23 protein-coding genes are annotated in these 22,192 nt (G+C 65.2%); 15 read left to right on the top strand and 8 right to left on the bottom strand.

The features are described 5' to 3' along the window. Window positions 1-111: 111 nt before the first annotated feature. Entirely contained in the window at window positions 112-1,533 is a 1,422-nt protein-coding gene (gene cycA, locus KH389_RS02715; RefSeq protein WP_054916158.1) for a D-serine/D-alanine/glycine transporter, read from the top strand. Here cycA and KH389_RS02710 read toward each other — a convergent pair. Continuing rightward, window positions 1,524-2,054, bottom strand: a complete 531-nt coding sequence (locus tag KH389_RS02710) for a hypothetical protein (RefSeq protein ID WP_213606837.1) — start codon at window positions 2,052-2,054, stop codon at window positions 1,524-1,526. The genes cycA and KH389_RS02710 overlap by 10 nt on opposite strands. 247 nt (window positions 2,055-2,301) lie before the next feature. On the opposite strand from KH389_RS02710, the gene urtA reads away from it, so the two are divergent. From urtA to KH389_RS02680, 6 genes are all read left to right on the top strand, one after another. Continuing rightward, window positions 2,302-3,567, top strand: coding sequence for an urea ABC transporter substrate-binding protein (gene urtA / locus KH389_RS02705; RefSeq protein ID WP_043863487.1), 1,266 nt, complete (start codon window positions 2,302-2,304; stop codon window positions 3,565-3,567). Window positions 3,568-3,694: 127 nt separating this feature from the next. After that, a complete protein-coding gene (gene urtB, locus KH389_RS02700) occupies window positions 3,695-5,197 on the top strand; it encodes an urea ABC transporter permease subunit UrtB (RefSeq protein WP_213606836.1) in 1,503 nt (500 codons plus the stop codon). Then, window positions 5,197-6,276, top strand: coding sequence for an urea ABC transporter permease subunit UrtC (urtC, locus tag KH389_RS02695; protein ID WP_213606835.1), 1,080 nt, complete (start codon window positions 5,197-5,199; stop codon window positions 6,274-6,276). Before urtB ends, urtC begins: the two co-directional genes overlap by 1 nt. Next, on the top strand, window positions 6,273-7,133 hold the full coding sequence (gene urtD, locus KH389_RS02690; protein WP_167400197.1) for an urea ABC transporter ATP-binding protein UrtD: 861 nt from the start codon (window positions 6,273-6,275) through the stop codon (window positions 7,131-7,133). Before urtC ends, urtD begins: the two co-directional genes overlap by 4 nt. Window positions 7,134-7,236: 103 nt before the next feature. After that, a complete protein-coding gene (urtE, locus tag KH389_RS02685; protein ID WP_043863491.1) occupies window positions 7,237-7,935 on the top strand; it encodes an urea ABC transporter ATP-binding subunit UrtE in 699 nt (232 codons plus the stop codon). Between the two features lie 32 nt (window positions 7,936-7,967). After that, window positions 7,968-8,486 carry a GNAT family N-acetyltransferase gene (locus tag KH389_RS02680; protein ID WP_088514153.1) on the top strand — a complete coding sequence of 173 codons (519 nt, stop codon included), beginning with the start codon at window positions 7,968-7,970 and terminating at the stop codon, window positions 8,484-8,486. 65 nt (window positions 8,487-8,551) lie between these two features. On the opposite strand, the gene KH389_RS02675 is transcribed toward KH389_RS02680, so the two are convergent. Further along, the gene (locus tag KH389_RS02675) at window positions 8,552-8,857 is read right to left on the bottom strand and encodes a chaperone modulator CbpM (RefSeq protein ID WP_043863493.1); all 306 of its coding nucleotides are present in this window, start codon (window positions 8,855-8,857) and stop codon (window positions 8,552-8,554) included. 2 nt (window positions 8,858-8,859) lie between these two features. Further along, the gene (gene cbpA, locus KH389_RS02670; protein ID WP_043863494.1) at window positions 8,860-9,822 is read right to left on the bottom strand and encodes a curved DNA-binding protein; all 963 of its coding nucleotides are present in this window, start codon (window positions 9,820-9,822) and stop codon (window positions 8,860-8,862) included. A gap of 166 nt (window positions 9,823-9,988) precedes the next feature. Between cbpA and KH389_RS02665 the strand changes: the two genes are divergently transcribed. The 3 genes from KH389_RS02665 to KH389_RS02655 are packed head-to-tail and all read left to right on the top strand — an operon-like array spanning window position 9,989 to window position 13,131. Further along, window positions 9,989-11,254 (top strand): Hsp70 family protein, encoded by a 1,266-nt coding sequence (locus tag KH389_RS02665; protein WP_043863495.1) that lies wholly within the window; start codon window positions 9,989-9,991, stop codon window positions 11,252-11,254. Window positions 11,255-11,281: 27 nt separating this feature from the next. Continuing rightward, on the top strand, window positions 11,282-12,196 hold the full coding sequence (locus KH389_RS02660; RefSeq protein ID WP_043863496.1) for a hypothetical protein: 915 nt from the start codon (window positions 11,282-11,284) through the stop codon (window positions 12,194-12,196). Further along, entirely contained in the window at window positions 12,193-13,131 is a 939-nt protein-coding gene (locus KH389_RS02655; protein WP_043863497.1) for a hypothetical protein, read from the top strand. The genes KH389_RS02660 and KH389_RS02655 overlap by 4 nt, the downstream gene beginning before the upstream one ends. A 44-nt stretch (window positions 13,132-13,175) precedes the next feature. Here the strand turns inward: KH389_RS02655 and KH389_RS02650 are convergent, their stop codons facing one another. Beyond that, window positions 13,176-14,183 carry an AI-2E family transporter gene (locus KH389_RS02650; protein ID WP_054916161.1) on the bottom strand — a complete coding sequence of 336 codons (1,008 nt, stop codon included), beginning with the start codon at window positions 14,181-14,183 and terminating at the stop codon, window positions 13,176-13,178. A 166-nt stretch (window positions 14,184-14,349) separates the two neighbouring features. Between KH389_RS02650 and KH389_RS02645 the strand changes: the two genes are divergently transcribed. Together KH389_RS02645 and KH389_RS02640 are read left to right on the top strand one after the other, a co-directional pair. Further along, window positions 14,350-14,901 carry a hypothetical protein gene (locus tag KH389_RS02645; RefSeq protein WP_213606834.1) on the top strand — a complete coding sequence of 184 codons (552 nt, stop codon included), beginning with the start codon at window positions 14,350-14,352 and terminating at the stop codon, window positions 14,899-14,901. Beyond that, entirely contained in the window at window positions 14,894-15,838 is a 945-nt protein-coding gene (locus KH389_RS02640; protein WP_213606832.1) for a hypothetical protein, read from the top strand. Before KH389_RS02645 ends, KH389_RS02640 begins: the two co-directional genes overlap by 8 nt. Window positions 15,839-15,852: 14 nt before the next feature. On the opposite strand, the gene KH389_RS02635 is transcribed toward KH389_RS02640, so the two are convergent. Together KH389_RS02635 and KH389_RS02630 are read right to left on the bottom strand one after the other, a co-directional pair. Beyond that, a complete protein-coding gene (locus tag KH389_RS02635; RefSeq protein ID WP_043863501.1) occupies window positions 15,853-16,137 on the bottom strand; it encodes a PsiF family protein in 285 nt (94 codons plus the stop codon). 75 nt (window positions 16,138-16,212) lie between these two features. Further along, complete coding sequence (locus tag KH389_RS02630) at window positions 16,213-16,998, bottom strand: AraC family transcriptional regulator (protein ID WP_043863502.1); 786 nt, start codon at window positions 16,996-16,998, stop codon at window positions 16,213-16,215. 113 nt (window positions 16,999-17,111) lie between these two features. Here KH389_RS02630 and KH389_RS02625 point away from each other — a divergent pair, with 113 nt between their 5' ends. Further along, window positions 17,112-18,023, top strand: coding sequence for a DMT family transporter (locus KH389_RS02625; protein ID WP_043863503.1), 912 nt, complete (start codon window positions 17,112-17,114; stop codon window positions 18,021-18,023). Here the strand turns inward: KH389_RS02625 and KH389_RS02620 are convergent. Further along, complete coding sequence (locus KH389_RS02620; protein WP_213606831.1) at window positions 17,983-18,873, bottom strand: esterase/lipase family protein; 891 nt, start codon at window positions 18,871-18,873, stop codon at window positions 17,983-17,985. The genes KH389_RS02625 and KH389_RS02620 overlap by 41 nt on opposite strands. Before the next feature lie 134 nt (window positions 18,874-19,007). On the opposite strand from KH389_RS02620, the gene osmE reads away from it, so the two are divergent. Continuing rightward, window positions 19,008-19,352, top strand: a complete 345-nt coding sequence (gene osmE, locus KH389_RS02615) for an osmotically-inducible lipoprotein OsmE (protein WP_043863505.1) — start codon at window positions 19,008-19,010, stop codon at window positions 19,350-19,352. Window positions 19,353-19,437: 85 nt separating this feature from the next. Next, a complete protein-coding gene (locus KH389_RS02610; protein WP_043863506.1) occupies window positions 19,438-19,968 on the top strand; it encodes a ferritin-like domain-containing protein in 531 nt (176 codons plus the stop codon). Between the two features lie 63 nt (window positions 19,969-20,031). Here KH389_RS02610 and KH389_RS02605 read toward each other — a convergent pair whose 3' ends face one another. Continuing rightward, window positions 20,032-22,104, bottom strand: coding sequence for an AsmA family protein (locus tag KH389_RS02605; protein ID WP_213606829.1), 2,073 nt, complete (start codon window positions 22,102-22,104; stop codon window positions 20,032-20,034). Between the last annotated feature and the right edge of the window lie 88 nt (window positions 22,105-22,192).

Raw genomic sequence — 22,192 nt, 5'->3', positions numbered from 1 at the left:
TGCGAACGTACCAACTTGAGACGTATTGCCACCTCGCCAGGGCAAAAGCCCGTGATAGCCTAGCGAGCGCTTCACGCACAAGAAGACTGACTTCTCAATGGAATGCCACCCATGACCAACCAGCAACCGCCGGACACCCCGGCCCACGACCTGCAACGCAACCTCACCAACCGCCATATCCAGCTCATCGCGATTGGCGGGGCCATCGGCACCGGCCTGTTCATGGGCTCGGGCAAGACCATCAGCCTGGCTGGCCCGTCGATCATCTTCGTCTACATGATCATCGGTTTCATGCTGTTCTTCGTCATGCGTGCCATGGGCGAACTGCTGCTGTCGAACCTCAACTACAAGTCGTTCATCGATTTCTCCGCCGACCTGCTCGGCCCCTGGGCCGGCTACTTCACCGGCTGGACCTACTGGTTCTGCTGGATCATCACCGGCATTGCCGACGTGATCGCAATCGCCGCCTACTCGCAGTTCTGGTTCCCTGACCTGCCGCAATGGGCGCCAGCCCTGGCCTGCGTCGGCGTGCTGCTGTCGCTGAACCTGATCACGGTGAAGCTGTTCGGCGAAATCGAGTTCTGGTTCGCCCTGATCAAGATCATCGCGATCATGGCGCTGGTGTGCACCGGCCTGTACATGGTGTTCGTCGGCTTCCAGTCGCCCACCGGCACCAGTGCACAGCTGAGCAACCTGTGGAATGACGCGGGCATGTTCCCCCATGGCCTGATGGGCTTTTTCGCGGGCTTCCAGATTGCCGTGTTCGCCTTCGTCGGCATCGAACTGGTGGGCACCACCGCCGCCGAGGCGAAGAACCCCGAACGCACCCTGCCGCGGGCGATCAACTCGATCCCGATCCGCATCATCATGTTCTACGTGCTGGCGCTGATCGCGATCATGGCCGTCACCCCGTGGCGCGACGTGGTGCCGGGCAAGAGCCCGTTCGTCGAGCTGTTCGTGCTGGCCGGGCTGCCGGCGGCGGCGAGCATCATCAACTTCGTGGTGCTGACCTCGGCGGCCTCCTCGGCCAACAGCGGGGTGTTTTCCACCAGCCGCATGCTGTTCGGCCTGGCCCAGCAGGGCGATGCGCCGAAAAGCTTCGAGACCCTGTCCAGCCGCAAGGTGCCGGCCAACGGCCTGTACTTCTCGTGCACCTGCCTGCTGCTGGGCGCGGCCCTGATGTACGTGATCCCCGACCTGATCGAGGCCTTCACCCTGGTGACCACGGTGTCGGCGATCCTGTTCATGTTCGTGTGGACGCTGATCCTGCTGTCGTACCTCACCTACCGCAAGGAGCGTGCGCCGCTGCACCAGGCCTCGAAGTACAAGATGCCGGGCGGGCGCTTCATGTGCTGGGTATGCCTGACGTTCTTCGCCTTCATCCTGGTGTTGCTGTGCCTGGAGAGCGATACCCGCCAGGCCCTGCTGGTGACGCCGCTGTGGTTCGTGCTGCTGGCCGTGACCTACCAGACCGTGCGCCGCAAGCGCCAGGCGCGTGTGCCGGTGCCCGCTACCACGCCGCGTCAGTCGTAGTCGTACTCCTGCTGCTGGAGGGCTTGGGCAAGCCCTTCCAGCACGCCATCGGCCTCGGCCCGCTGTTCGGGCGAAGGGCCGCTGGCAAACTGGCTGCGCTGCTGGCCCAGGGTGAGGAACGCATTGTCGCCATCACCCCAGATATACGAATAGACCAGCAGGAAGCTGTCCGACTCCGGCTTGGCGTACTTCGCCATCTGACGCAGAGGGGCCAGCAGCTGGATCATCTCGCCGTAATTGTTGGTGAACTCCACCAACGCGAACTGCCAGACCTGCGACGCCTCGTCGTACTGCATCAGGCTGCCGTACATGCAGTCGACCCAGCCCTGAAGCAAATCGCCCAGCGCCACCGCATTTTCAGGCGTCTTCTGGTCAAGATCACGTACCCCGTGCACCTCGGCGGCGTCCAGCCATTGCTGCCAGTCATCAAACTCGCCAGCGCCCGCCGCAGGTGAGGTCACCGCGGCCTGGTACTGGGCCGGGGTGATGTTGCAGCGAAAGTACAGCGATGACGCTTCCATGGCGAAAATCCTTGAGCCGAGTTGAAGTGAGGGCGCAAGCATAAGGCATCGCCGTGAACTATTGCTGTGCAGCCTTGCGCGTACTGCACCACGGCAAGCGCCATCCCGGTGCACCCACCCTGCCCTGCACCTTGTGAACACGCCGCTGGCAAGCCTGTGTACGACATCGGCACAGCCCTTGCTAAAGCTCTCTGCACAAAGTCGCCGTCTGCCCAGCAGAACCATTCGATCCCATGGAGAGAGCACTATGAAGCGTCGCAGTCTGATCAAGGCATTCACCCTCAGCGCATCGATTGCCGCGATGGGCCTGAGCTGGACGGTCCAGGCCGCCGAGACCATCAAGGTCGGCATCCTGCATTCGCTGTCGGGCACCATGGCGATCTCCGAGACCTCGCTCAAGGACATGGCCCTGATGACCATCGAGCAGATCAACGCCAAGGGCGGGGTCAACGGCAAGCTGCTGGAGCCGGTGGTGGTCGACCCGGCCTCCAACTGGCCGCTGTTCGCCGAGAAGAGCCGCCAGTTGCTGACCCAGGACAAGGTCGCGGTGGTGTTCGGCTGCTGGACCTCGGTGTCGCGCAAGTCGGTGCTGCCGGTGTTCGAGGAACTCAACGGGCTGCTGTTCTACCCGGTGCAGTACGAAGGTGAAGAGATGTCGCCCAACGTGTTCTACACCGGGGCAGCGCCCAACCAGCAGGCGATACCGGCGGTGGAATACCTGATGAGCGAGGACGGTGGCGCAGCCAAGCGCTTCTTCCTGCTGGGCACCGACTACGTCTACCCACGCACCACCAACAAGATTCTGCGTGCGTTCCTGCACAGCAAGGGCGTGGCCGACAAGGACATCGAGGAGGTGTACACCCCGTTCGGCCACAGCGATTACCAGACCATCGTGGCCAACATCAAGAAGTTCTCGGCCGGGGGCAAGACGGCGGTGATCTCCACCGTCAACGGCGACTCCAACGTGCCGTTCTACAAGGAACTGGCCAACCAGGGCCTGAAGGCCACCGACGTGCCGGTGGTGGCGTTCTCGGTGGGTGAAGAGGAGCTTCGCGGCATCGATACCAAGCCGCTGGTGGGGCACCTGGCGGCGTGGAACTACTTCGAGTCGGTGGACAACCCGGTCAACACGCAGTTCGTGGCCGACTGGAAGGCCTATGCCAAGGCGAAGAACCTGCCGGGCGCCGACAAGGCAGTGACCAACGACCCGATGGAGGCCACCTATGTGGGCATCCATATGTGGGCCCAGGCGGTGGAAAAGGCCAAGAGCACCGATGTGGACAAGGTGCGCGAGGCGCTGGCTGGGCAGACGTTCAAGGCGCCGTCGGGCTTCACCCTGACCATGGACAAGACCAACCACCACCTGCACAAGCCGGTGATGATCGGCGAGATCCAGGATGACGGGCAGTTCAGCGTGGTGTGGCAGACCGAGCAGCCGCTGCGCGCGCAGCCGTGGAGCCCGTTCATTCCGGGCAACGACAAGCGGCCGGATTATGCCGTGAAAGGCAACTGAGGCAGGGGGCCGCCGTGCGGCCCATCGCGGGTCAAGCCTGCTCCCACAGGGATCACCGAACTCTGTAGGAGCGGGCTTGACCCGCGAAGAGGCCCTGACAGTCACCTAACCTTTCGAGGAAGCCGCCATGCCCAAGGCACTCCACTCGCTGTTGCTCGCCCTGCTCCTGCTGCTGCCTCTGGCAGCCCGGGCCGCTGGCGACGCCGACTACTTCATCGCCGCCAAGCCCAACGAACAGGCCAGCCTGCTGCAGGGCTGGGCGGCGCAACCCGACCCCGCGCGCCTCGAACTGCTGAGTTCGCTGCAGCAAGGCCGCCTGGGCCCGGACGACAGCCGCAAGCTGCGCCTGAACAACCGCCTGCGCGGCCTGGTGGACAACGCCCTGGCCAGCCATCGACTGCTCAGCGATGACGCCAGGGTCCGCCTGGCCGCCGCCCAGCAACTGCAGAAAAGCGCGCAGCCCGCTCAGGTCGCCTTCCTCGACCGGCGCTTTGCCAGCGAGCCCGACGCCGCCGTGCACGCAGCCCTGGGCCTGGCCCTGGCCAACCTGCAACTGGTCGCGACAGACCCCGCCGTACGCCTGGCCGCCGTGCGCCTGCTGGGCGAAACCGGCGACCCGATGGCCCGCACCCGCCTCGAAAGCCTGCTCGACCCCAGTGTGGAAACCGACCCCACGGTGCGCACCGCCGCCGAAACCAGCCTGGCCCAGGTCAAGCGCAAGCTGCTGATCGGCGAGCTGCTCGGCCAGGCCTTCAGCGGGCTGTCGCTGGGTTCGATACTGCTGCTGGCAGCCCTGGGCCTGGCGATCACCTTCGGCCTGCTGGGGGTGATCAACATGGCCCACGGCGAAATGCTGATGCTCGGCGCCTACAGCACCTACGTGGTGCAAGTGCTGGTGCAGCGCTACGCCCCCGGCGCGCTGGACTTCTACCCGCTGCTGGCACTGCCGGTGGCCTTCGGTGTGAGTGCCGGGGTCGGCATGCTGCTCGAACGCACGGTGATCCGCCACCTGTACCGGCGCCCGCTGGAAACCCTGCTGGCCACCTGGGGCATCAGCCTGATCCTGATCCAGGCCATCCGCCTGCTGTTCGGCGCGCAGAACGTCGAGGTGGCCAACCCGGCCTGGCTCTCCGGCGGCCTGCAGGTACTGCCCAACCTGGTGCTGCCCTACAGCCGCCTGGTGATCATCGGTTTCGCCCTGTGCGTGGTGCTGCTCACCTGGCTGCTGCTCAACCGCACCCGCCTGGGCCTGAACGTGCGCGCCGTCACCCAGAACCGCAACATGGCCGCCTGCTGCGGCGTGCCCACCGGGCGCGTGGACATGCTCGCCTTCGGCCTGGGTTCGGGTATCGCCGGCCTTGGCGGTGTGGCCCTGAGCCAGATCGGCAACGTCGGCCCGGACCTGGGCCAGAGCTACATCATCGACTCGTTCCTGGTGGTGGTGCTCGGTGGCGTCGGGCAACTGGCCGGCAGCCTGTGGGCCGCGTTCGGCCTGGGCATAGCCAACAAGTTGCTGGAACCGCAGATCGGTGCGGTGCTCGGCAAGATCCTCATCCTTGCGCTGATCATTCTGTTCATCCAGAAGCGTCCGCAAGGCCTGTTCGCCCTCAAGGGACGGGTAATCGACTGATGAACCAGCCACTGCTTGTCACTGCTACGCAAAAAGCCGGCCCGCGCCTGACCCTGGCCGTCGGCGCCCTGGTGCTGCTGGTGCTGATCGCCCTGCCACTGCTGTCGTTGCTGCCAGCCGGCCACAGCCTGCAGGTGTCGGCCTACACCCTGACCCTGGTGGGCAAGATCCTGTGCTACGCCATCGTTGCCCTGGCGCTGGACCTGGTGTGGGGCTACGCCGGGTTGCTGTCGCTGGGCCATGGCCTGTTCTTCGCCCTGGGCGGCTACGCCATGGGCATGTACCTGATGCGCGAAGCGGCCGGCGACGGCCTGCCGGCGTTCATGACCTTTCTGTCGTGGAGCGAGCTGCCGTGGTACTGGGCCGGCACCCAGCACTTTGCCTGGGCACTGTGCCTGGTGGTGCTGTCGCCGGGGCTTTTGGCGCTGGTGTTCGGCTACTTCGCGTTCCGTTCGCGGATCAAGGGCGTGTACTTCTCGATCATGACCCAGGCCCTGACCTTTGCCGGCATGCTGCTGTTCTTTCGCAACGAGACCGGCTTTGGCGGCAACAACGGCTTCACCAACTTTCGCAGCATCCTGGGTTTCGAGATCACCGCCCAGGGCACCCGCGCGGTGCTGTTCCTGCTCACCGTGGCCTTGCTGGCGGGCAGCCTGTACCTGGGCTGGCGCCTGGCGCGCAGCAAGTTCGGGCGCGTGCTCACGGCGCTGCGCGACGCCGAGAACCGCCTGATGTTCTGCGGCTACGACCCGCGCGGCTTCAAGCTGTTCGTGTGGGTGCTGAGCGCCGTGCTGTGCGGCCTGGCGGGTGCGCTGTACGTGCCGCAGGTGGGCATCATCAACCCCAGCGAGATGTCGCCCACCAATTCCATCGAGGCCGCCGTGTGGGTAGCCCTGGGCGGGCGCGGCACGCTGATCGGGCCGCTGCTGGGCGCCGGCGTGGTCAATGGCATGAAGAGCTGGTTCACCGTGGCGTTCCCCGAGTTCTGGCTGTTCTTTCTCGGTGCGCTGTTCATTCTGGTAACGCTTTACCTGCCCAGGGGCGTGGTCGGCCTGCTGAAGAAAAGGGGTGAACAATGAGAAGCGTACCACTGCCTGCCGTACACCCCGAGTTCATGCTCGAACCGATCATCGACGCCGGCAGCGGTCGCGATGCCATCGGCCTGGGCCAGGCACGCCAGCCGGGGCTGGACGTGCGCCACGGCACGGTGCTGACGCTGGAGGACATCAGCGTGAGCTTCGACGGCTTCAAGGCGCTGAATGCGCTGAACCTGTACATCGGCGTGGGCGAGTTGCGCTGCATCATCGGGCCCAACGGGGCGGGCAAGACCACGCTGATGGACGTGATCACCGGCAAGACCCGCCCCACCACCGGCAAGGCCTGGTTCGGCGAGACCCTGGACCTGACGCGCATGAGCGAGGTGCAGATCGCCCAGGCCGGCATCGGGCGCAAGTTCCAGAAGCCGACGGTGTTCGAGGCCTTGAGCGTGTACGAAAACCTGGAACTGGCGCAGAAGGCCGACAAGTCGGTGTGGGCCAGCCTGTGCGCGAGACTCGGCGGCGAACAGCGCGACCGTATCGACCAGGTGCTGCAGACCATTCGCCTGACCGGGTCGGCGCAGCGCCCGGCGGGGTTGCTGTCCCATGGGCAGAAGCAGTTTCTGGAGATCGGCATGCTGCTGATGCAGGACCCGCAGTTGCTGCTGCTGGACGAACCGGTGGCGGGCATGACCGACGCCGAGACCGAATTCACCGCCGAGCTGTTCAAAAGCCTGGCCGGCCGGCATTCGCTGATGGTGGTGGAGCACGACATGGGGTTTGTCGGCAGCATTGCCGACCATGTGACGGTGCTGCACCAGGGCAGCGTGCTGGCAGAGGGTTCGCTGGAACAGGTGCAGGCCGATGATCGGGTGATCGAGGTTTATCTGGGGCGCTGAAAAGCTTCGCCGGCAACGCCGGCTCCTACAGAGACACCGCGGCTCTGGTAGGCGCCGGCCTTGCCGGCGAAGAGGCCGGTACAGACAAAAAAGGACAAGGTACATGCTGAAAATCGACACCCTGCACCAGTACTACGGCGGCAGCCACATCCTGCGTGGCCTGTCGTTCCAGGCCAAGGTCGGTGAGGTCACCTGCCTGCTGGGCCGCAACGGCGTGGGCAAGACCACCCTGCTGCGCTGCCTGATGGGCCTGCTGCCCGCCCGCGAAGGCAGCGTGCACTGGGAGGGCCAGGCCATCACCACGCTCAAGCCGCACCAGCGCGTGCACGCCGGAATCGCCTACGTGCCCCAGGGCCGCGAGATTTTCCCGCGCCTGACGGTGGAGGAGAACCTGCTGATGGGCCTGTCACGCTTCGGCGCCAGCCAGGCGCGGGAGGTGCCGGCCTTCATCTACGAACTGTTCCCGGTACTGCTGCAGATGAAACACCGCCGCGGCGGCGACCTGTCCGGTGGCCAGCAACAGCAACTGGCCATCGGCCGCGCCCTGGCCAGCCGCCCGCGCCTGCTGATTCTCGACGAGCCCACCGAAGGCATCCAGCCATCGGTGATCAAGGAGATCGGTGCGGTGATCCGCCAACTGGCCGCGCGTGGCGACATGGCGATTCTGCTGGTGGAGCAGTTCTACGACTTTGCCGCCGAGCTGGCCGACCAGTACCTGGTGATGTCCCGCGGCGAGATCGTGCAGCAGGGCCGCGGGGAAAACATGGAGGCCGAAGGTGTACGCGGCCTGGTTACGATTTAATCTGTGCGCCTGTCCCGTTTCGAGAGCCTGTCATGAATCACATCCGCGACGCCGTGCACGCCGACCTGCCGGCCATCCGTGATATCTACAACGACGCGGTGCTCAACACCCTGGCGATCTGGAACGAGCAGACGGTCGACCTGGGCAATCGCCAGGCGTGGTTCGCGGCGCGCCAGGGGCAGGGTTATCCGATTCTGGTGGCGGTGAATGAGGCAGGGGACGTGCTGGGCTATGCCTCGTTCGGCGACTGGCGCCCGTTCGAGGGGTTTCGCCACACCGTGGAGCATTCGGTGTACATCCGCAGCGACCAGCGCGGCCAGGGCCTGGGGCCGTTGCTGATGCAGGCGCTGATCGAGCGTGCCAGGGGCTGTGGCAAGCATGTGATGGTGGCGGCGATCGAGAGCGGCAATACGGCGTCGATCCGCCTGCACGAGCGGCTAGGCTTCACCCTGAACGGACAGATGCCGCAGGTGGGGGTGAAGTTCGGCAAGTGGCTGGACCTGACCTTCATGCAACTGATGCTGGCACCGGGGGCAGAGCCCAGGGATTGAGCCGCGGCCTTCGCCGGCAAGGCCGGCTCCTACACTGGAGCCGGCCTTGCCGGCGAAGGCGTCAGTCAGCCCTGCACAAACCTGCCCAGGCGCTGCTTCAACATCGAATTCTCACTGCGCAACTGCTTCACTTCCTCCAGCAGCTCCAGCGCCAGCGCCACCCCTTCCCACTCCAGTTCCAGCTCCTGGTGCAGCTTGGCCGCGCGCTTGGCCAGCACCGGGGCACGGTCGTCGAACACCCATTCCTCCGGCGTTCGCCCCGAAGGTTCAACGATGCCGTGTTCGACGATCTCGATCACGTAGGCTGCCGGTACATCGGCCTCCTGACAAAGGGTTCGCATGTCCAGTTGAACGATCAGGGTACTGCTCATGGTCACTTACTCCATTGAGTTCGCGGGTTGAACCCGGCCTTCTCCGACAGTTTGGTCCACAGTTCGCGGGCTTCGGCGCTCGATTGCGTCGGCATCACCACCTTCAGCTGCGCATACAGGTCGCCACGCTGGCCCTGCTTGTTGCTCAGGCCCATGCCCTTGATGCGCAGGCGCTGGCCGCTCTGGCTGTCGGGGCGGATGGTCAGGTTGACCTTGCCGGTCAGGGTCGGCATCTCGACCTTGGTGCCCAGCGCAGCCTCCCACGGTGCCAGCGGCACGGTGATGATCAGGTCATGCCCTTCGACATCGAACAGCGGGTGGGGTGCCAGGCGAATGATCAGGTACAGGTCGCCATTGGCGCCGCCGCCCACGCCCGGCGCACCCTGGCCCTTGAGGCGGATGCGCTCGCCGTCGGTCACCCCGGCAGGGATCTTGACGTTGAGGGTCTTGGTGGTGTCGCCCGTGCGCTGCCCGGCCGCGTTGTACTGCGGCACCTGGAAGCTGATCTTCTTCGACTCGTTGGCCAGGGTTTCCTCGAGGAAAATCGCCAGTTCCATTTCCACGTCCTGCCCTCGCCGACCGGCACTGCGTTGCTGGCCACGGCCAAAGGGGTTGCCGTTGCCACGTCCGGCCGAGCCGAAAATGGAACTGAAGAAGTCCGAGAAGTCGCCGCCGCCAAAGTCGGCACCGCCACCGCCACCGCCACGGCTTTCCCAGCCCGGCGGGCCCTGGAAGGGCCGGCCGTGCTGGCCGTACTTGCGCAGCTCGTCGTATTCGGCGCGCTTTTCAGGGCTGCTCAGGGCCTCATAGGCCTCGTTCACTTCCTTGAAGTGGTTTTCGGCGTCGCGCTCTTTGCTGACGTCCGGGTGATACTTGCGCGCAAGCTTGCGGTAGGCGGTCTTGATCGCCTTTTCATCCGCCGTGGGCTCTACGCCAAGGATCTTGTAATAGTCTTTGAAGTCCATCTTTACGATTCACCATCGGTTATCGAATGCATCACTGCTGTGAAGATTGGGGTCAAGCATAGCCTTTCAAGTCGGACAAAGGATTGCTGTCGAGCAGATATTCGGTCTTGATTCTGCCGATGGCTGGCATAAACTGCGCGGCCGTTTTTCCCCCGGAAGCACACCCATGAGTCACGCATCCCCGGCCCGCGCCTGCGGTATCGACTTCGGCACCTCCAATTCCACCGTCGGCTGGCACCGTCCCGGCGTGGATTCGCTGATTGCCCTGGAAGACGGCAAGATCACCTTGCCCTCGGTGGTGTTCTTCAATATCGAGGAGCGGCGCCCGGTCTATGGCCGGCTGGCCCTGCACGAGTACCTGGAGGGCTACGAAGGCCGCCTGATGCGCTCGCTCAAGAGCCTGCTGGGCTCCAAGCTGATCAAGCACGACACCAGCGTGCTGGGCACCGCGCTGCCGTTCAAGGACCTGCTGGGCATGTTCATCGGCGAGCTGAAGAAGCGCGCCGAGGCAAATGCCGGGCGCGACTTCGACGAGGTGGTGCTGGGCCGCCCGGTGCATTTCGTCGACGACGACCAGGCCGCCGACCAGGAGGCCGAAGACACCCTGGCCGAGGTGGCGAAGAAGATCGGCTTCAAGGACGTGTCGTTCCAGTACGAACCCATCGCCGCAGCCTTCGACTACGAGTCGAGCATCCAGGGCGAAGAGCTGGTGCTGATCGTCGACATCGGCGGTGGTACCTCGGACTTCTCGCTGGTACGCCTGGCCCCCGAGCGCCACATGCTCGATGACCGCCACGCCGACATTCTGGCCACCGGTGGCGTGCACATCGGCGGTACCGACTTCGACAAGCAGCTGAGCCTGCAGGGCGTGATGCCGCTGTTCGGCTATGGCAGCCGCATGAAAAGCGGTGCCTTCATGCCCACCAGCCACCACATGAACCTGGCCACCTGGCACACCATCAACTCGGTGTACTCGCAGAAATCCCAGCTGGCGCTGGGCAGCATGCGCTACGACATCGAGGACACCGACGGCATCGACCGTCTGTTCAAGCTGATCGAACAGCGCGCCGGGCACTGGCTGGCGATGGAAGTGGAAGCCACCAAGATCGAGCTGACCCACAGCGACAGCCGCCTGGTCGACCTCAAGCGCGTGCAGCCCGAGCTGAGTGTGGAGTTGACCCGTGCGCTGTTCGAGGCGTCCATCGACAGCCTGCTCGAACGTGTGCGTGGCAGCGTCGGCGAGCTGCTGAACAAGGCCGGTGTAGGGGTGGCGCAGGTCGACACGGTATTCTTCACCGGCGGCTCCAGCGGCATCCCCGCCCTGCGCCAGAGCGTGGCGGCCATGCTGCCCAACGCGCGCCACGTCGAGGGCAACATCTTCGGCAGCATCGGTAGCGGCCTGGCGATCGAAGCCCGCAAGCGTTACGGCTAGCCCGCCGCCCCACAAGGACGTGAACAGATGAGTTTCAAACCCCTGGCGCTGATCAGCGCCCTGCTGCTGGCCGGTTGCAACGACGACCTGATGACCCTGCGCTTCGAGGACTCGGCCGGCTCCTCGGGCACCGGCCTGGACGCGCGCAAGCAGCAGATGATCGACGAGGCCCTGGTGCAACGCCAGATCGACCCGAAAAGCCTGCGCTGGCGGGTCGACCTCGAAGACCAACACCTGGTGTACGTGAGGGAACTGCAGCCGCTGAGCGAGGCGCAGCGCAAGGCGTTGCGCGAACCGTTCGACGAGATCCTGCAGGCACGCGCGGCGAACACGCTGCAGATCGAACTCACCCTGGACATCACCCCCGAGCAACGCCAGGCCCTGAGCGCGGCAGAGCGCCAGCGGATCGACGCGCTGCCGCAACCGTTGTTGATCCCGCTGGAGCTCAGCCCGACGGTGCTGACCATGGCGCTGATGCCCAGGGACGACGACAACGTGCCGCGGGACGTGACCGAACGCATCAACTCCAAGGTCACCTGCCAACTGCAGGCGCTGCCGGTAAAGCCGTTGCCAGAAGGCATCACCGGCCTGTGGCAGATGACGCTGGACACGGCCAATCAGGTCAGCGTCGAGCTGGGCGAAGCGCACTACCCGGCGCATTACCGGCTGACCGACGCCGGCCTGCAAGGCAGGATCGACAAAGGCGAACTGTGGCTCGTCGAGCCGAACTACCTGTCGGTGGACCCACTGGTGGTAATGCTGGGCTTTTCGGACCTGGGGCAACAGCGGCTGTACCGCAGTTTTCCGTTGCAACCCAATGCTTCGCAGCTGATCCATTCGTGCGAAAGCGCTGCCAATCACTTGCCACGCCCCCTGAGCTTTCGGGTCGGGGACGGCCTGGACCGGCTCGAATCGGTGACCTACAAGGAAGAAACCCAATGAACCTGGCCAGAACCCTGGCACTGTCGAGCGCGCTGCTGCTGGGCGGCTGCGGCGATGAAACATTCATGAGCGTGCGCTTTCAGACTGACGTCGGCACCGCCCGCTGGGGGCTGGACCCGATCAACCTGCAGATGATCGGCGAGGCCCTCGAACAGCGCCAGGTCGACCCCAAGCGCCTGCGTTTCGACGTGGATGCCGAGGACAAGCGCCTGGTGCATGTGGTGCTGCTGCAACCGCTGGATGAACAGCAGCAGGCCGCCTTGCGCGGGCTGTTCGAGGACATCGTGCAGGCGCGCAACGCTGTCACCTTCGCTATCGAAGTCACCCTGCAACCCACCGCCGCCGAGCGCCAGCGCCTGACCCCAAGCCAGCTGCAGGCCCTGGAGGCGATGCCCGCCTCGTTCACCCTGCCCGCCGAACCGGGCGACGAAGTGAGCACGGTGGCCGCGATGCCGGAGCAATGGCCGGGCACCACGATGGATGTCAACGAACAGGTGCAGGCCGAGGTCAGTTGCCTGCTGTACATCAGCCCGCGCCAGTATTACCCGGGCATGACCGACGTCTACGCGGCCAAGGGCGATGACCCGCAGCGGGTGGTGCTGGAGTTTGCCGAAACAGGCGAAGCGGATGCCTTCAGCCTGTGGAAGGTGAGTGCCCGCTACCGCTTCAAGCAGGCCAGCCTGCAGCAGCAGGTCGACAAGGGTGAACTCGCGCTGCTGCCGGCTGACGAGCAGAACCGCAAGAGCCTGAGCATCGCGTTCAAGCTGGCGGACCTGGGCGAGCACGAGCTGATGCGTGCCTACCAGATCGACTATCGGGTCAAGGCGCTGAACAGCCAGTGCTACGCCGAGCAGATGAAGCTCGGGCGGCCGTATACGTTCTTCATGGGTGCGGGGCTGGATCGCGTGGAAGCGGTCACTTATCCACAGAAATGAGTTGGCCTCTTCGCCAGCAAGGCTGGCGAAGAGGCCCGTAGGCCTTACACCAGCTCGGCCCGGCGCAACTCGCTCTTCAGGTACGCATAGTAGATCGGCCCCGCGACCACGCCCGGCAAGCCGAACGCCGCCTCGAACACCAGCATCGCCAGCAGCAGCTCCCACGACTTGGCGCGAATCTGCCCGCCCACGATGCGCGCATTGAGAAAGTACTCGACCTTGTGGATCACGATCAGGTAGCCCAGCGCCGCCACCGCCACCCAGATCGACAGCGACAGGCCGACGATGGTGATCAGCGTGTTGGACATCAGGTTGCCGATCACCGGCAGCAGCCCCAGCAGGAAGGTCAGCACGATCAGCGTCTTGGTCAGCGGCAGGTGCACCCCGAACAGCGGCAGCACCACCGCCAGGAATACCCCGGTAAAGGCGGTGTTGAGCAGCGAGATCTTGATCTGCGCGAACACGATGTTGCGAAACGCCTGCACCAGCAGCGACAGGCGCTCGAACAAGGCCGCGGCCAGCGGTTTGCGCTGGGTCAGGTCGGGGATGCGCTGCAAGGCCACGATGGCGCCCAGGATCATGCCGATCAGCAAGGTCACGAACATGTGCGCCGCGCCCTTGCCCACCAGTTGCAGGTCGGCCAGGTGGGTGCGCAACCATTCGCCGATGGCCACCTTGAACTCCGCCGCACTGGCCGGCAGGTAGGCGTCGATGAACGGCGGCAACTGCCCGCGCGCCTGGTCCACCAGCAGCATGAACTTGTCCAGCGACGCGCCGGGATTCTCCGCCTCGTGCAGCAGAAAGCTGATGGCCCCGGCAAACAGCAGGCTCAGCACGCTCACGATCAGCGTGCCCAGCAACGCCACCGCCACCCAGCGCGCACGCTGCCCGGCAATCAGGTGCTGCAGCTTGGGCGTGAGCATGTTGACCAGCTCGAACACCAGCAGGCCGGCCAGCAGGCTGGGCAGCAGCTTGAGCGGCAGCGCCAGCAGCAACCCGGTGAACACGATGAGCCAACTCGCCAGGACGATCTGGCGCTGGGTAAATGTCATACAACCTCGGAGGCAGAAAGACCACAAAGACGGCAGTCTGCCAGCCTTCTACGAGCAGGCATAGGGGCACGCGGGGCGCGGCGCGCTGGCGTTGCCAGGGCAATCTTTCTATGATGCCCGCCCTCACGGAATGACCGCGCGCCCATGCGCAATCGCAGGAGCGTGCATGCGCGAAAAAGATATCCTCGAAATACTGGTGCCGATTCTCTGCGTGCTGATTGTCTGGCGCATCACGCCGATCTTCTGGACGTTCTTCATGACCTGGCTCAACCGCGTCAGGTACCTGCGCCGAGCCACCCCGATACGCCAGCTGAACGACGGCGAACGCGAGGCCCTGGCGTTTCTCGGCGGCCCGGCCTACATGCTGCGCAAGCTGGTCGGCACCACCGACCTGCCCTGGAAGAAACTGGCCCACGTCACCGGCAAGCGCGCCGCGGTGTACCGCCTGCAAGGCCCGCTGGACACCTGGGGCTACTCGCTGCAGCACTTCGGCGAAATACACCACCGCATCCAGGGCATCGCGGTGCACATGCCGCTGGAGGACATCGAGGAAAAGACCGAACCGCACAACGAGGTGGAGGTGATGTTCAGCCGGGGCGTGGCCATCATTCTTAGCGTCAATGGTCGGCCCACCCTCATCGAAACCCTGCGCCTGTGGCAGCCTCGCCTGCTGCCGCTGCAGGAACACGCCGACACGGCCAAGGAACCCCATGCGTAAGGTACTGCTGTGCGCGCTCGCGCTGTTGCTCGCAGGCTGTGACAAGGACTTTCTGGTGCTGCACTTCCAGGCGCCGGTGGGCGACCTGTACTACAGCCGGGACGTGAATTACAGCTACCGCGAATCGATCTTCGCGCTGCTGGCCGCGCACCACATCCCCACCGACAGCCTGGTAATGGAGATGGACGAGTACAACGACAAGGTGGTGCACCTGCGCCTGACGGACGACTCACTGAGCCCACAGCAGCTGGACGAGATTCGCGAGGTGTTCGAAGCCATCATCCCGGCACGCAATGCGGTGACCCTGAACATGAAGCTGCGTTTCGACGCTGGCCAGGCCCAGGGGCTGACCGGCCAGCGCCAGGGCACGGGCGCGCCGCCGCGTCACTTCGACACCACCGTGCTGACCCCGCAGAACCTGCACATTGCCCTTGGCCAGGACATCGGTACCCCGCCGCACAGCAACCCCTACCTCAAGGTGCTGCCGCAGGCCGATGACCAGATGCTCTGCACCCTGGAGGCCGGTATGACTCCGACACTGCCGTTCTACATGCTCGCCACCGGGCCAGGCGAGCTCGGCTCGGGCCGTCAGGGCCTGCTGCACGTGCGCAACCGCGACTTCCAGGCCGCACAGGTGCCAGTGCACCTGCAGTTCGAAGACGCGGCGCTGCGCCGACTGGTCGATAACGGCAACCTGCAGGTGGCGTTCAGCACCCGCAACTGGCTCGACTACCTTAACCCCGACAACATTCACCTGCACTTCGTGATCGGCCCGCCACTGGTATCGGCGCCGATGGCCGAGATGACCCATGCGCGTGCCCGGGAACTGCACGCCGAGTGCAACCAGCGCATGGACGCACTGGGGCGGCCGTTCTCGTTCTTCTTTGGCGAGGGCGTGGACCGGCTGGTGTATGTGGGCCTGCCGGCACGCGACTGAGCCTCAGCGGGGGCTCATTTCTTCTTCAGGCAGGTACTCATGAACGCCTTGCGCTCGTCGCCCTTGAGCGCCTGGGTGGTGGCGTCGGCATTGCAGGTCTTCATCTTCTCCTGCTGGGTCGCGGGCTCGGCCTTTTTCAGGCAGGTGCTCATGAACGCCTTGCGCGCGTCACCCTTGAGCGCCTGGGAGGTAGCGTCGGCATTGCAGGTCTTCATCTTCTCCTGCTGTGCGGTGGCGGCGAACCCCTGCGAACACATCAGGACGCCAAGCAGCAGCAACGGCACACGCAACATTTTCATGGGGCATTCTCCTGGTCGCCACGCCATCCGCGCAGCCTCGACACCAGTGTAGACAAGAATTTTTACAAACCCTTGTCAGCCGCGGCGCGCCTGGCGTCGGTACTGCTCCGGGGTGCACTGGGCCTGGCGCTGGAACATCGCGATAAAAGCCGATGGGCTGCCGTAGCCCAGGTCGAAGGCGATCTGCTGGATGCTCTGCTCGCCCTCCAGGGCCTCGATGGCCCGCAGAAACCGCAGACGCTGGCGCCATTCGCCAAAGCTGATACCCAGCTCGCGGATGAACTGGCGGGCCAGGGTGCGCTCGCTCACATGCACGCTGGCGGCCCAGTCGCCCAGCGGACGGTTGTCCCCAGGGTTGCGCTGCAGGGCCTGCAGCACGCTGCGCAGGCCCGGGCCCTGGGCGTACGGCAGGTAGCCGGTGTGCACCGGGGCGCAGTGCAACTGGTCCACCAGCACCTGGGCCAGGCGCTGGTCGGCATCGGTGCGCGGTACCTTGACGTCGCGCCGGGCAAAATCGCCGAGGATGGCCTTGAGGATGTCGCTGATCACCAGGCTGCACGGCTGCGCAGGCAGGCTCTGGCTCAGCTCGCGGGTGATGTACACCGAGCGGTACACCACGGCCTGGGGGTTGTAACAACCATGCTCGGTGTCCGGCGGCACCCATACCGCGTAGTTGGGCGGCGAGAAGAAGCGCCGGCCGTCGATCTCCAGCTGCATCACCCCGTGGGCGGTGTAGTTGAGCTGGCCCCAGGCGTGACGGTGCGCGGCGCTGTGGGTGTCGGCGCCGAACTCGTCATAGCGGAAGTACACCGGTGCCGGTAGCGCGTCCAGCTGCGGGATGTCGAGGTATTTGCGTGCCATGCTGTCGGTCGAATGCTGTCTGGATCAATGGGCGGGTTGTCTGGATCGCAGTATAAACATCCAGACAGACAGGCGGATAATGACCGCCGTCATCTTCAAAGAGTCCCTGTTGCATGAATTATGCGTTCCCCCTGCTGGCCATTCTGATCTGGGCCGGCAACACCGTGGTCAACAAGCTGGCCGTCGGCGCCATCTTCCCTGCCGAGATCGGCTTCTACCGCTGGGTGCTCGCCGGCCTGCTGCTCAGCCCATTCCTGCTGCGGGCAGTGCTGCGCAACCGCGCGGCGATCCGTCCGCACCTGGGCAAGATCGTCATCCTCGGGGTGCTGGGCATGGCGGTTTACCAGAGCCTGGCGTACTTTGCCGCCGCCATCACCAGCGCCACCAACATGGGCATCATCCTGTCGCTGATGCCGCTGATGTCGCTGGCCCTGGCCATCGCCACCCTGGGCCAGCGCCTGAGCGCCGGCGCGCTGCTGGGTGCACTGGTGTCGTTCGCCGGGGTGCTGGTGGTGGTGTCCGGCGGGGACCCGGCCGCGCTGCTGGCCCACGGCCTGAACCTGGGAGACGCGATGATGCTGATCGCCACCCTGGCCTATGCGGTGTACAGCACCCTGCTGAAAAAGTGGCAACTGCGCCTGCCGCCGCTGCAACTGCTGTACCTGCAGGTGCTGGTGGCGATCGTGGTGCTGTTGCCGCTGTACCTGTTCTCGCCCAAGGCCGGGCTGAGCGTGGACAACATCGGCCTGGTGCTCTATGCCTGCGTGCTGGCCTCGATCGTGGCGCCACTGGTGTGGATGCAGGCGGTGGTGCGCCTGGGGCCCAGCCGCACCACGCTGTTCTTCAACCTGCTGCCGGCGCTGACCGCGGTGATTGCGGCACTGGTGCTCGACGAGCGCCTGGCGCCGTATCACCTGGTGGGCGGCGTGCTGACCCTGGCCGGGGTGATTCTGGCCGAACGCTGGACCACCCCGCTGCGCCGCCTCAAAGCCCCGCCGCCTTCAGACGCGCCGCGTGCTCGGTAAACAGCCGTACCGGGTCGGCGCCCTTGCCCACCGCGCCGAGTGACTGGTTGACGATATCCAGGTGATCCAGCGGGTAGTCGTCGCCGATCACCTGGCCCAGGTGCGAGCTGAACCGCCCGACCATGCCGTCGCACTGGCCCGGTTCACGCACGAAGGTGCGCGCGAACAGGCGGCAAAAGCGGTTGCTGCCATCGAAGCGGTTGCGCCCGCTGTCGGTGATGCCCGGCTGCAAGGTGCCCGACCACGAGTAGTAGCGCACCCCGTCGACCTCGGCCGGCCCCTGGCCACCCCAGGTCAGCGGCAGGCCCTGTGGATAACGCTGGTTGAACAGGGCCACGCCCTCGAACGTCAGCGACTGGTGCGAGGCGTGCACGTCGATGGGCAGGCCTGCCCCGCGCCAGCCGGTTTCCAGCCAGCCCATCAGCCGTGCCAGCCCGTGCAGCACCAGTTTGAGAAGGCGCCCGCGGACGGAATCGCCGGGGTAGTGCCTGTCCAGGTAGTCGGCCAGTTCGGAGCCGTGGTTGGGGCCCGCGATGGAGGTGACCGAGGCCACCCATTCCGGGCGCCTGGCCGCCGCATAACGGGCGGTCAGCGCACCCTGGCTGTGGCCCAGCAGGTGAACCTTGTCGGCGCCGGTGCGGCGGCGCAGGTCGTCGATGATGCGCAGCAGCTGTTCACCGCGCACCTCGTTGCCGTGGACCGGCGAGACCTGCACCGGGAACACCGTGGCCCCGCCCCGGCGCAGGGCCGCGACAATGCCGAACCAGTACGGGTACAGCACCAGGCGCACGAAGCCGAGCATGCCCGGCACCAGTACCAGTGGATAACGCGTTGCAAGCGCTTGCGACATGGCGGCCCCTCCCGATCCGTGGCAGTGCGCACCACCCTACAGGCACAACAATGGCAACTGCAATCGAACTCCCGGCGTGCGCTGCGGTTCCAACCCTTATCAGGCCATGACGGCCTTCACAAGGGAGCGAGACCATGTACAAGCACGCCCTGGCAGCCCTGCTGGCAAGCGCCACCCTGGTAGGCTGCGGCAGCAACCGCCCTGAAAACCCAGTGGACTACGTGACCTACCGCGAACAGCCGCTGGTCAAGCAGGTGGGCAACGGCATGACCATGCAGCAGGTGATCGCCATCGGCGGCAGCCCTTCCTCCGTCATCGACCTGCCCCACGGCGGCACATGCAACAACTACGTGCTAAACCATGAAGGCAAGCAACAGGCTTACTACGTGCGTTTCGATGCCACCGGGCATGTGGATGCCAAGGGCTTCAAGACGTGCGAGCAACGCCAGAAGGACGAACAGGCCCTTCCCGGCGCGTAAAACTTTTAGCGCGCCAATCAATCACACACTGTGCACCCGACGCGCCGTCAGAGCGTGAAACCCCGTTTTCAGCTTGGAGAACATGATGAGCAACGTTGAACTGACCGATGTACAAACCCTGCGCCACCGCGCCCGCCAGCACGTGGAAGACGGTGCGGTGACCGAAGGCTACACCGCCGACCGCGAAAAGATCCTGCGCCTGCTGAACGAGTCGCTGGCCACCGAGTGGGTGTGCGTACTGCGCTACAAACGCCACTACTTCATGGCCGAGGGGATCAAGGCCAACGTGGCCGCCGAAGAGTTCCTGGAGCACGCCAACCAGGAGATGGAGCACGCCGACAAGCTGGCCGAGCGCATCGTGCAGCTGGGCGGCGAACCGGACTTCAACCCCGACAACCTGAGCAAGAACTCCCACGCGCAGTACGTGGCAGGCAAGACCCTCAAGGAAATGGTGCTCGAAGACCTGGTCGCCGAGCGCATCGCCATCGACAGCTACCGCGAGATCATCCAGTACATCGGTGACAGCGACCCGACCACCCGGCGCATCTTCGAAGACATCCTGGCCCAGGAAGAAGAGCACGCGGACGATATGGCGGATCTGCTCAAAGGGCTGTAAACGTAGCGCCCCTTCGCCGGCAAGGCCGGCTCCTACAGGAGCCGCCTTACCGGCAAAGCTTTTTCAGCCAGCCTTGACGGTCTTGGGCGCCTTGCCCGAACGCATCTGCTCCAGCAACGGCGTGCACTGGTTTTCGTCCCCGCCACTGGGCGCCACCAGCGCCAGCAACGCCGCCGCCGGCGCTACCGCCACCCCCAACGCCACCATCCCGGCCCCGCGCAACGCCAGCGGAATCGCCTGCACGCCTGCACTCGGCTTGGCGAACGGCCCGCGCACGTACAACGGCGAGCGCAGCGAGAACAGGCGCAGGCCCTTGGACTCGGGGTTGATCTTCAGGTCCAGTTGCTCGGTGGCGAAGTTGGCCGTGCCATCGATGTAGATGATCGCGTTCTCGGTGTCGAACACGAACAGGCGCGTACTGGCCAGGCCGTCCTTGATGCCGAAGTCCGCCGCCGCGCAGTTGATCTTCACCTCGTTGTCGCCAAACAGCTTGCCCACCACGTAGTTGCCCACGTTGAGCCCGGCGATCTCCATCAGGCCACGGCTGATCGCGCCATCGTTGATCAGCAGCCGCAGGTCGCCATTGGAGGTGCCCAGCAAGGCCGCCACCGAGTTGCCGCGGCCACTGATGTCGGCATCGCCATTGAGCGCACCGAAGCTGGTCTTCATCGGTTCGAAGGTGGGGAACAGCTGCTTGAGCTTGAAGTTGCGCGCACTCATACGCGCACGCCCCTGCATCGGCACCGCGCGGCCATCCAGGCGGATCTGCGCATCCAGCTTGCCGCCGGCCACGCCGAAACTCAGCGGCTCCAGGCGCAGCACGCCGTCATCGAGCACGAAGTGCGCGGCCAGGTCCTTGAAGGGCAGTTCTTCGCTGTGCACGATGCGCTTGCCGCTGAAGCTCACGTCGGCGTCCATGGTGCGCCAGCGCTCGGTGCGAAACTCCTCCACCGGCAGCACCTTGCCGGCCGGCTGCTTGCTCGCGCCACCACGGGCCTTCTGTTCGGCGTTGGAGTCGGCGCCGATCAGCGGGCCAAGATCCTTGAACAGCAGTTGGTTGGACACCAGCTTGCCGGTGAGCTTTGGCCGCGGCTGGCTGGCGACGAAAGCCAGGTCGCCATGGATATCGCTGTCGCCGATCTTGCCGTTGAAGCCCTCGTAGCGGAACACCGCCCCGCCCGGCTCGTGCAGCTTGGCGATCAGGTGGCCGTCGGTGGAATAGGCCGGCGAGTCGGGCAGGGTCACGCCGGTCAGCGGGTACAGATTGCCCAGGCTTGCGCCCGACAGGCGCAGGCGCAGGTCGAGCGCGCCAAGGTTGCGCGGGTCGGTCAGGGTGCCGGCCACTGCGACGCGCGTGTCGGCGATGCGCACGTCAGCCTGCAGCGGAAACGGCTGCGTGGCGTCCTGCAGTGCCAGCAGCCCGCCGATCTTGCCGCTGCCATTCAACGGCTGGCCCTTGTAGCGGCCGTCGACCTTGAAGCCGAAGGCGTAGTCCTGGGGCGCCGAGCCCTGGCTCGCCGCCTTGTCGGCGCTGGCCTTGCCGACGATGTCGGTGAACGGGATGGGCTTGCCCAGCGGGTCGACCTGCACCTTCACCACGGTCTTGAGGGTCTGGTCGTCGAAGGCCACCTCGCCCTTGTCGAAGCCGATGGCGCCGATATCCAGCACCCATTTGGACGGCTCGGCGTTCTCGTCCTTGGGCCCGAAATCGAAGGTCCAGTTGGCGCGGCCATCGGCCAGGCGCTTGAGGCTGGCCACCGGCAGGGTCAGGTCGATACGCGGGATCACGATGCGCTGGGCCAGCAGCGGCAGCGGCGAGAGGCGAAACTCCACGCGCTGCAGGCCGACCATCTGCGGCGCCTTGAGCCACTCGGGGTTGCCCAGGGTCAGGTCCTGGGCGATGAAGCGCGGCCATGGCACCCAGGCGCGCCAGCCGCCCTCGTCGCGATCGCGCTGCCAGCGCACGGCCAGGTCGCCATTGATCGCAAAAGGTCGGTGCAAGGCCTCGGAGACCTTTTCGTTGAGGGTGGGCTTGATGCGGTTCCAGTCGAAGGTGGCGATGACGATGATCAGGACCGCCAGCAACAACAGCACAGTGGCGAAGGTCCAGGTGAGAATTTTGGCAGGGCGCGTCATTGCACGAATCTCCTGATGACAGCATGGCGAACAGCCATGCCCGTTGAGGGCACTTAACACTTCCGACTATCAATGCCGTCGATTGTTA

The sequence above is a fragment of the Pseudomonas qingdaonensis genome (genome assembly GCF_018398475.1).
Lineage (GTDB): Bacteria > Pseudomonadota > Gammaproteobacteria > Pseudomonadales > Pseudomonadaceae > Aquipseudomonas > Aquipseudomonas palmensis.
Note: the sequence above shows the minus strand (reverse complement) of the source record. Positions and strands in the feature narration are given on the sequence as shown.

Excerpts from the sequence above, each read along its gene's own strand:
- KH389_RS02625 (WP_043863503.1), top strand. The coding sequence starts at position 17,112 with ATGAATTATGCGTTCCCCCTGCTGGCCATTCTGATCTGGGCCGGCAAC.
- cbpA (WP_043863494.1), bottom strand. The coding sequence starts at position 9,822 with ATGGACTTCAAAGACTATTACAAGATCCTTGGCGTAGAGCCCACGGCG.
- KH389_RS02660 (WP_043863496.1), top strand. The coding sequence starts at position 11,282 with ATGAGTTTCAAACCCCTGGCGCTGATCAGCGCCCTGCTGCTGGCCGGT.
- urtB (WP_213606836.1), top strand. The coding sequence starts at position 3,695 with ATGCCCAAGGCACTCCACTCGCTGTTGCTCGCCCTGCTCCTGCTGCTG.
- KH389_RS02620 (WP_213606831.1), bottom strand. The coding sequence starts at position 18,873 with ATGTCGCAAGCGCTTGCAACGCGTTATCCACTGGTACTGGTGCCGGGC.
- KH389_RS02655 (WP_043863497.1), top strand. The coding sequence starts at position 12,193 with ATGAACCTGGCCAGAACCCTGGCACTGTCGAGCGCGCTGCTGCTGGGC.
- KH389_RS02710 (WP_213606837.1), bottom strand. The coding sequence starts at position 2,054 with ATGGAAGCGTCATCGCTGTACTTTCGCTGCAACATCACCCCGGCCCAG.
- KH389_RS02675 (WP_043863493.1), bottom strand. The coding sequence starts at position 8,857 with ATGAGCAGTACCCTGATCGTTCAACTGGACATGCGAACCCTTTGTCAG.
- urtC (WP_213606835.1), top strand. The coding sequence starts at position 5,197 with ATGAACCAGCCACTGCTTGTCACTGCTACGCAAAAAGCCGGCCCGCGC.
- cycA (WP_054916158.1), top strand. The coding sequence starts at position 112 with ATGACCAACCAGCAACCGCCGGACACCCCGGCCCACGACCTGCAACGC.
- KH389_RS02630 (WP_043863502.1), bottom strand. The coding sequence starts at position 16,998 with ATGGCACGCAAATACCTCGACATCCCGCAGCTGGACGCGCTACCGGCA.
- KH389_RS02640 (WP_213606832.1), top strand. The coding sequence starts at position 14,894 with ATGCGTAAGGTACTGCTGTGCGCGCTCGCGCTGTTGCTCGCAGGCTGT.
- urtA (WP_043863487.1), top strand. The coding sequence starts at position 2,302 with ATGAAGCGTCGCAGTCTGATCAAGGCATTCACCCTCAGCGCATCGATT.
- KH389_RS02605 (WP_213606829.1), bottom strand. The coding sequence starts at position 22,104 with ATGACGCGCCCTGCCAAAATTCTCACCTGGACCTTCGCCACTGTGCTG.
- KH389_RS02645 (WP_213606834.1), top strand. The coding sequence starts at position 14,350 with ATGCGCGAAAAAGATATCCTCGAAATACTGGTGCCGATTCTCTGCGTG.
- KH389_RS02680 (WP_088514153.1), top strand. The coding sequence starts at position 7,968 with ATGAATCACATCCGCGACGCCGTGCACGCCGACCTGCCGGCCATCCGT.
- urtE (WP_043863491.1), top strand. The coding sequence starts at position 7,237 with ATGCTGAAAATCGACACCCTGCACCAGTACTACGGCGGCAGCCACATC.
- KH389_RS02635 (WP_043863501.1), bottom strand. The coding sequence starts at position 16,137 with ATGAAAATGTTGCGTGTGCCGTTGCTGCTGCTTGGCGTCCTGATGTGT.
- osmE (WP_043863505.1), top strand. The coding sequence starts at position 19,008 with ATGTACAAGCACGCCCTGGCAGCCCTGCTGGCAAGCGCCACCCTGGTA.
- urtD (WP_167400197.1), top strand. The coding sequence starts at position 6,273 with ATGAGAAGCGTACCACTGCCTGCCGTACACCCCGAGTTCATGCTCGAA.
- KH389_RS02610 (WP_043863506.1), top strand. The coding sequence starts at position 19,438 with ATGAGCAACGTTGAACTGACCGATGTACAAACCCTGCGCCACCGCGCC.
- KH389_RS02650 (WP_054916161.1), bottom strand. The coding sequence starts at position 14,183 with ATGACATTTACCCAGCGCCAGATCGTCCTGGCGAGTTGGCTCATCGTG.
- KH389_RS02665 (WP_043863495.1), top strand. The coding sequence starts at position 9,989 with ATGAGTCACGCATCCCCGGCCCGCGCCTGCGGTATCGACTTCGGCACC.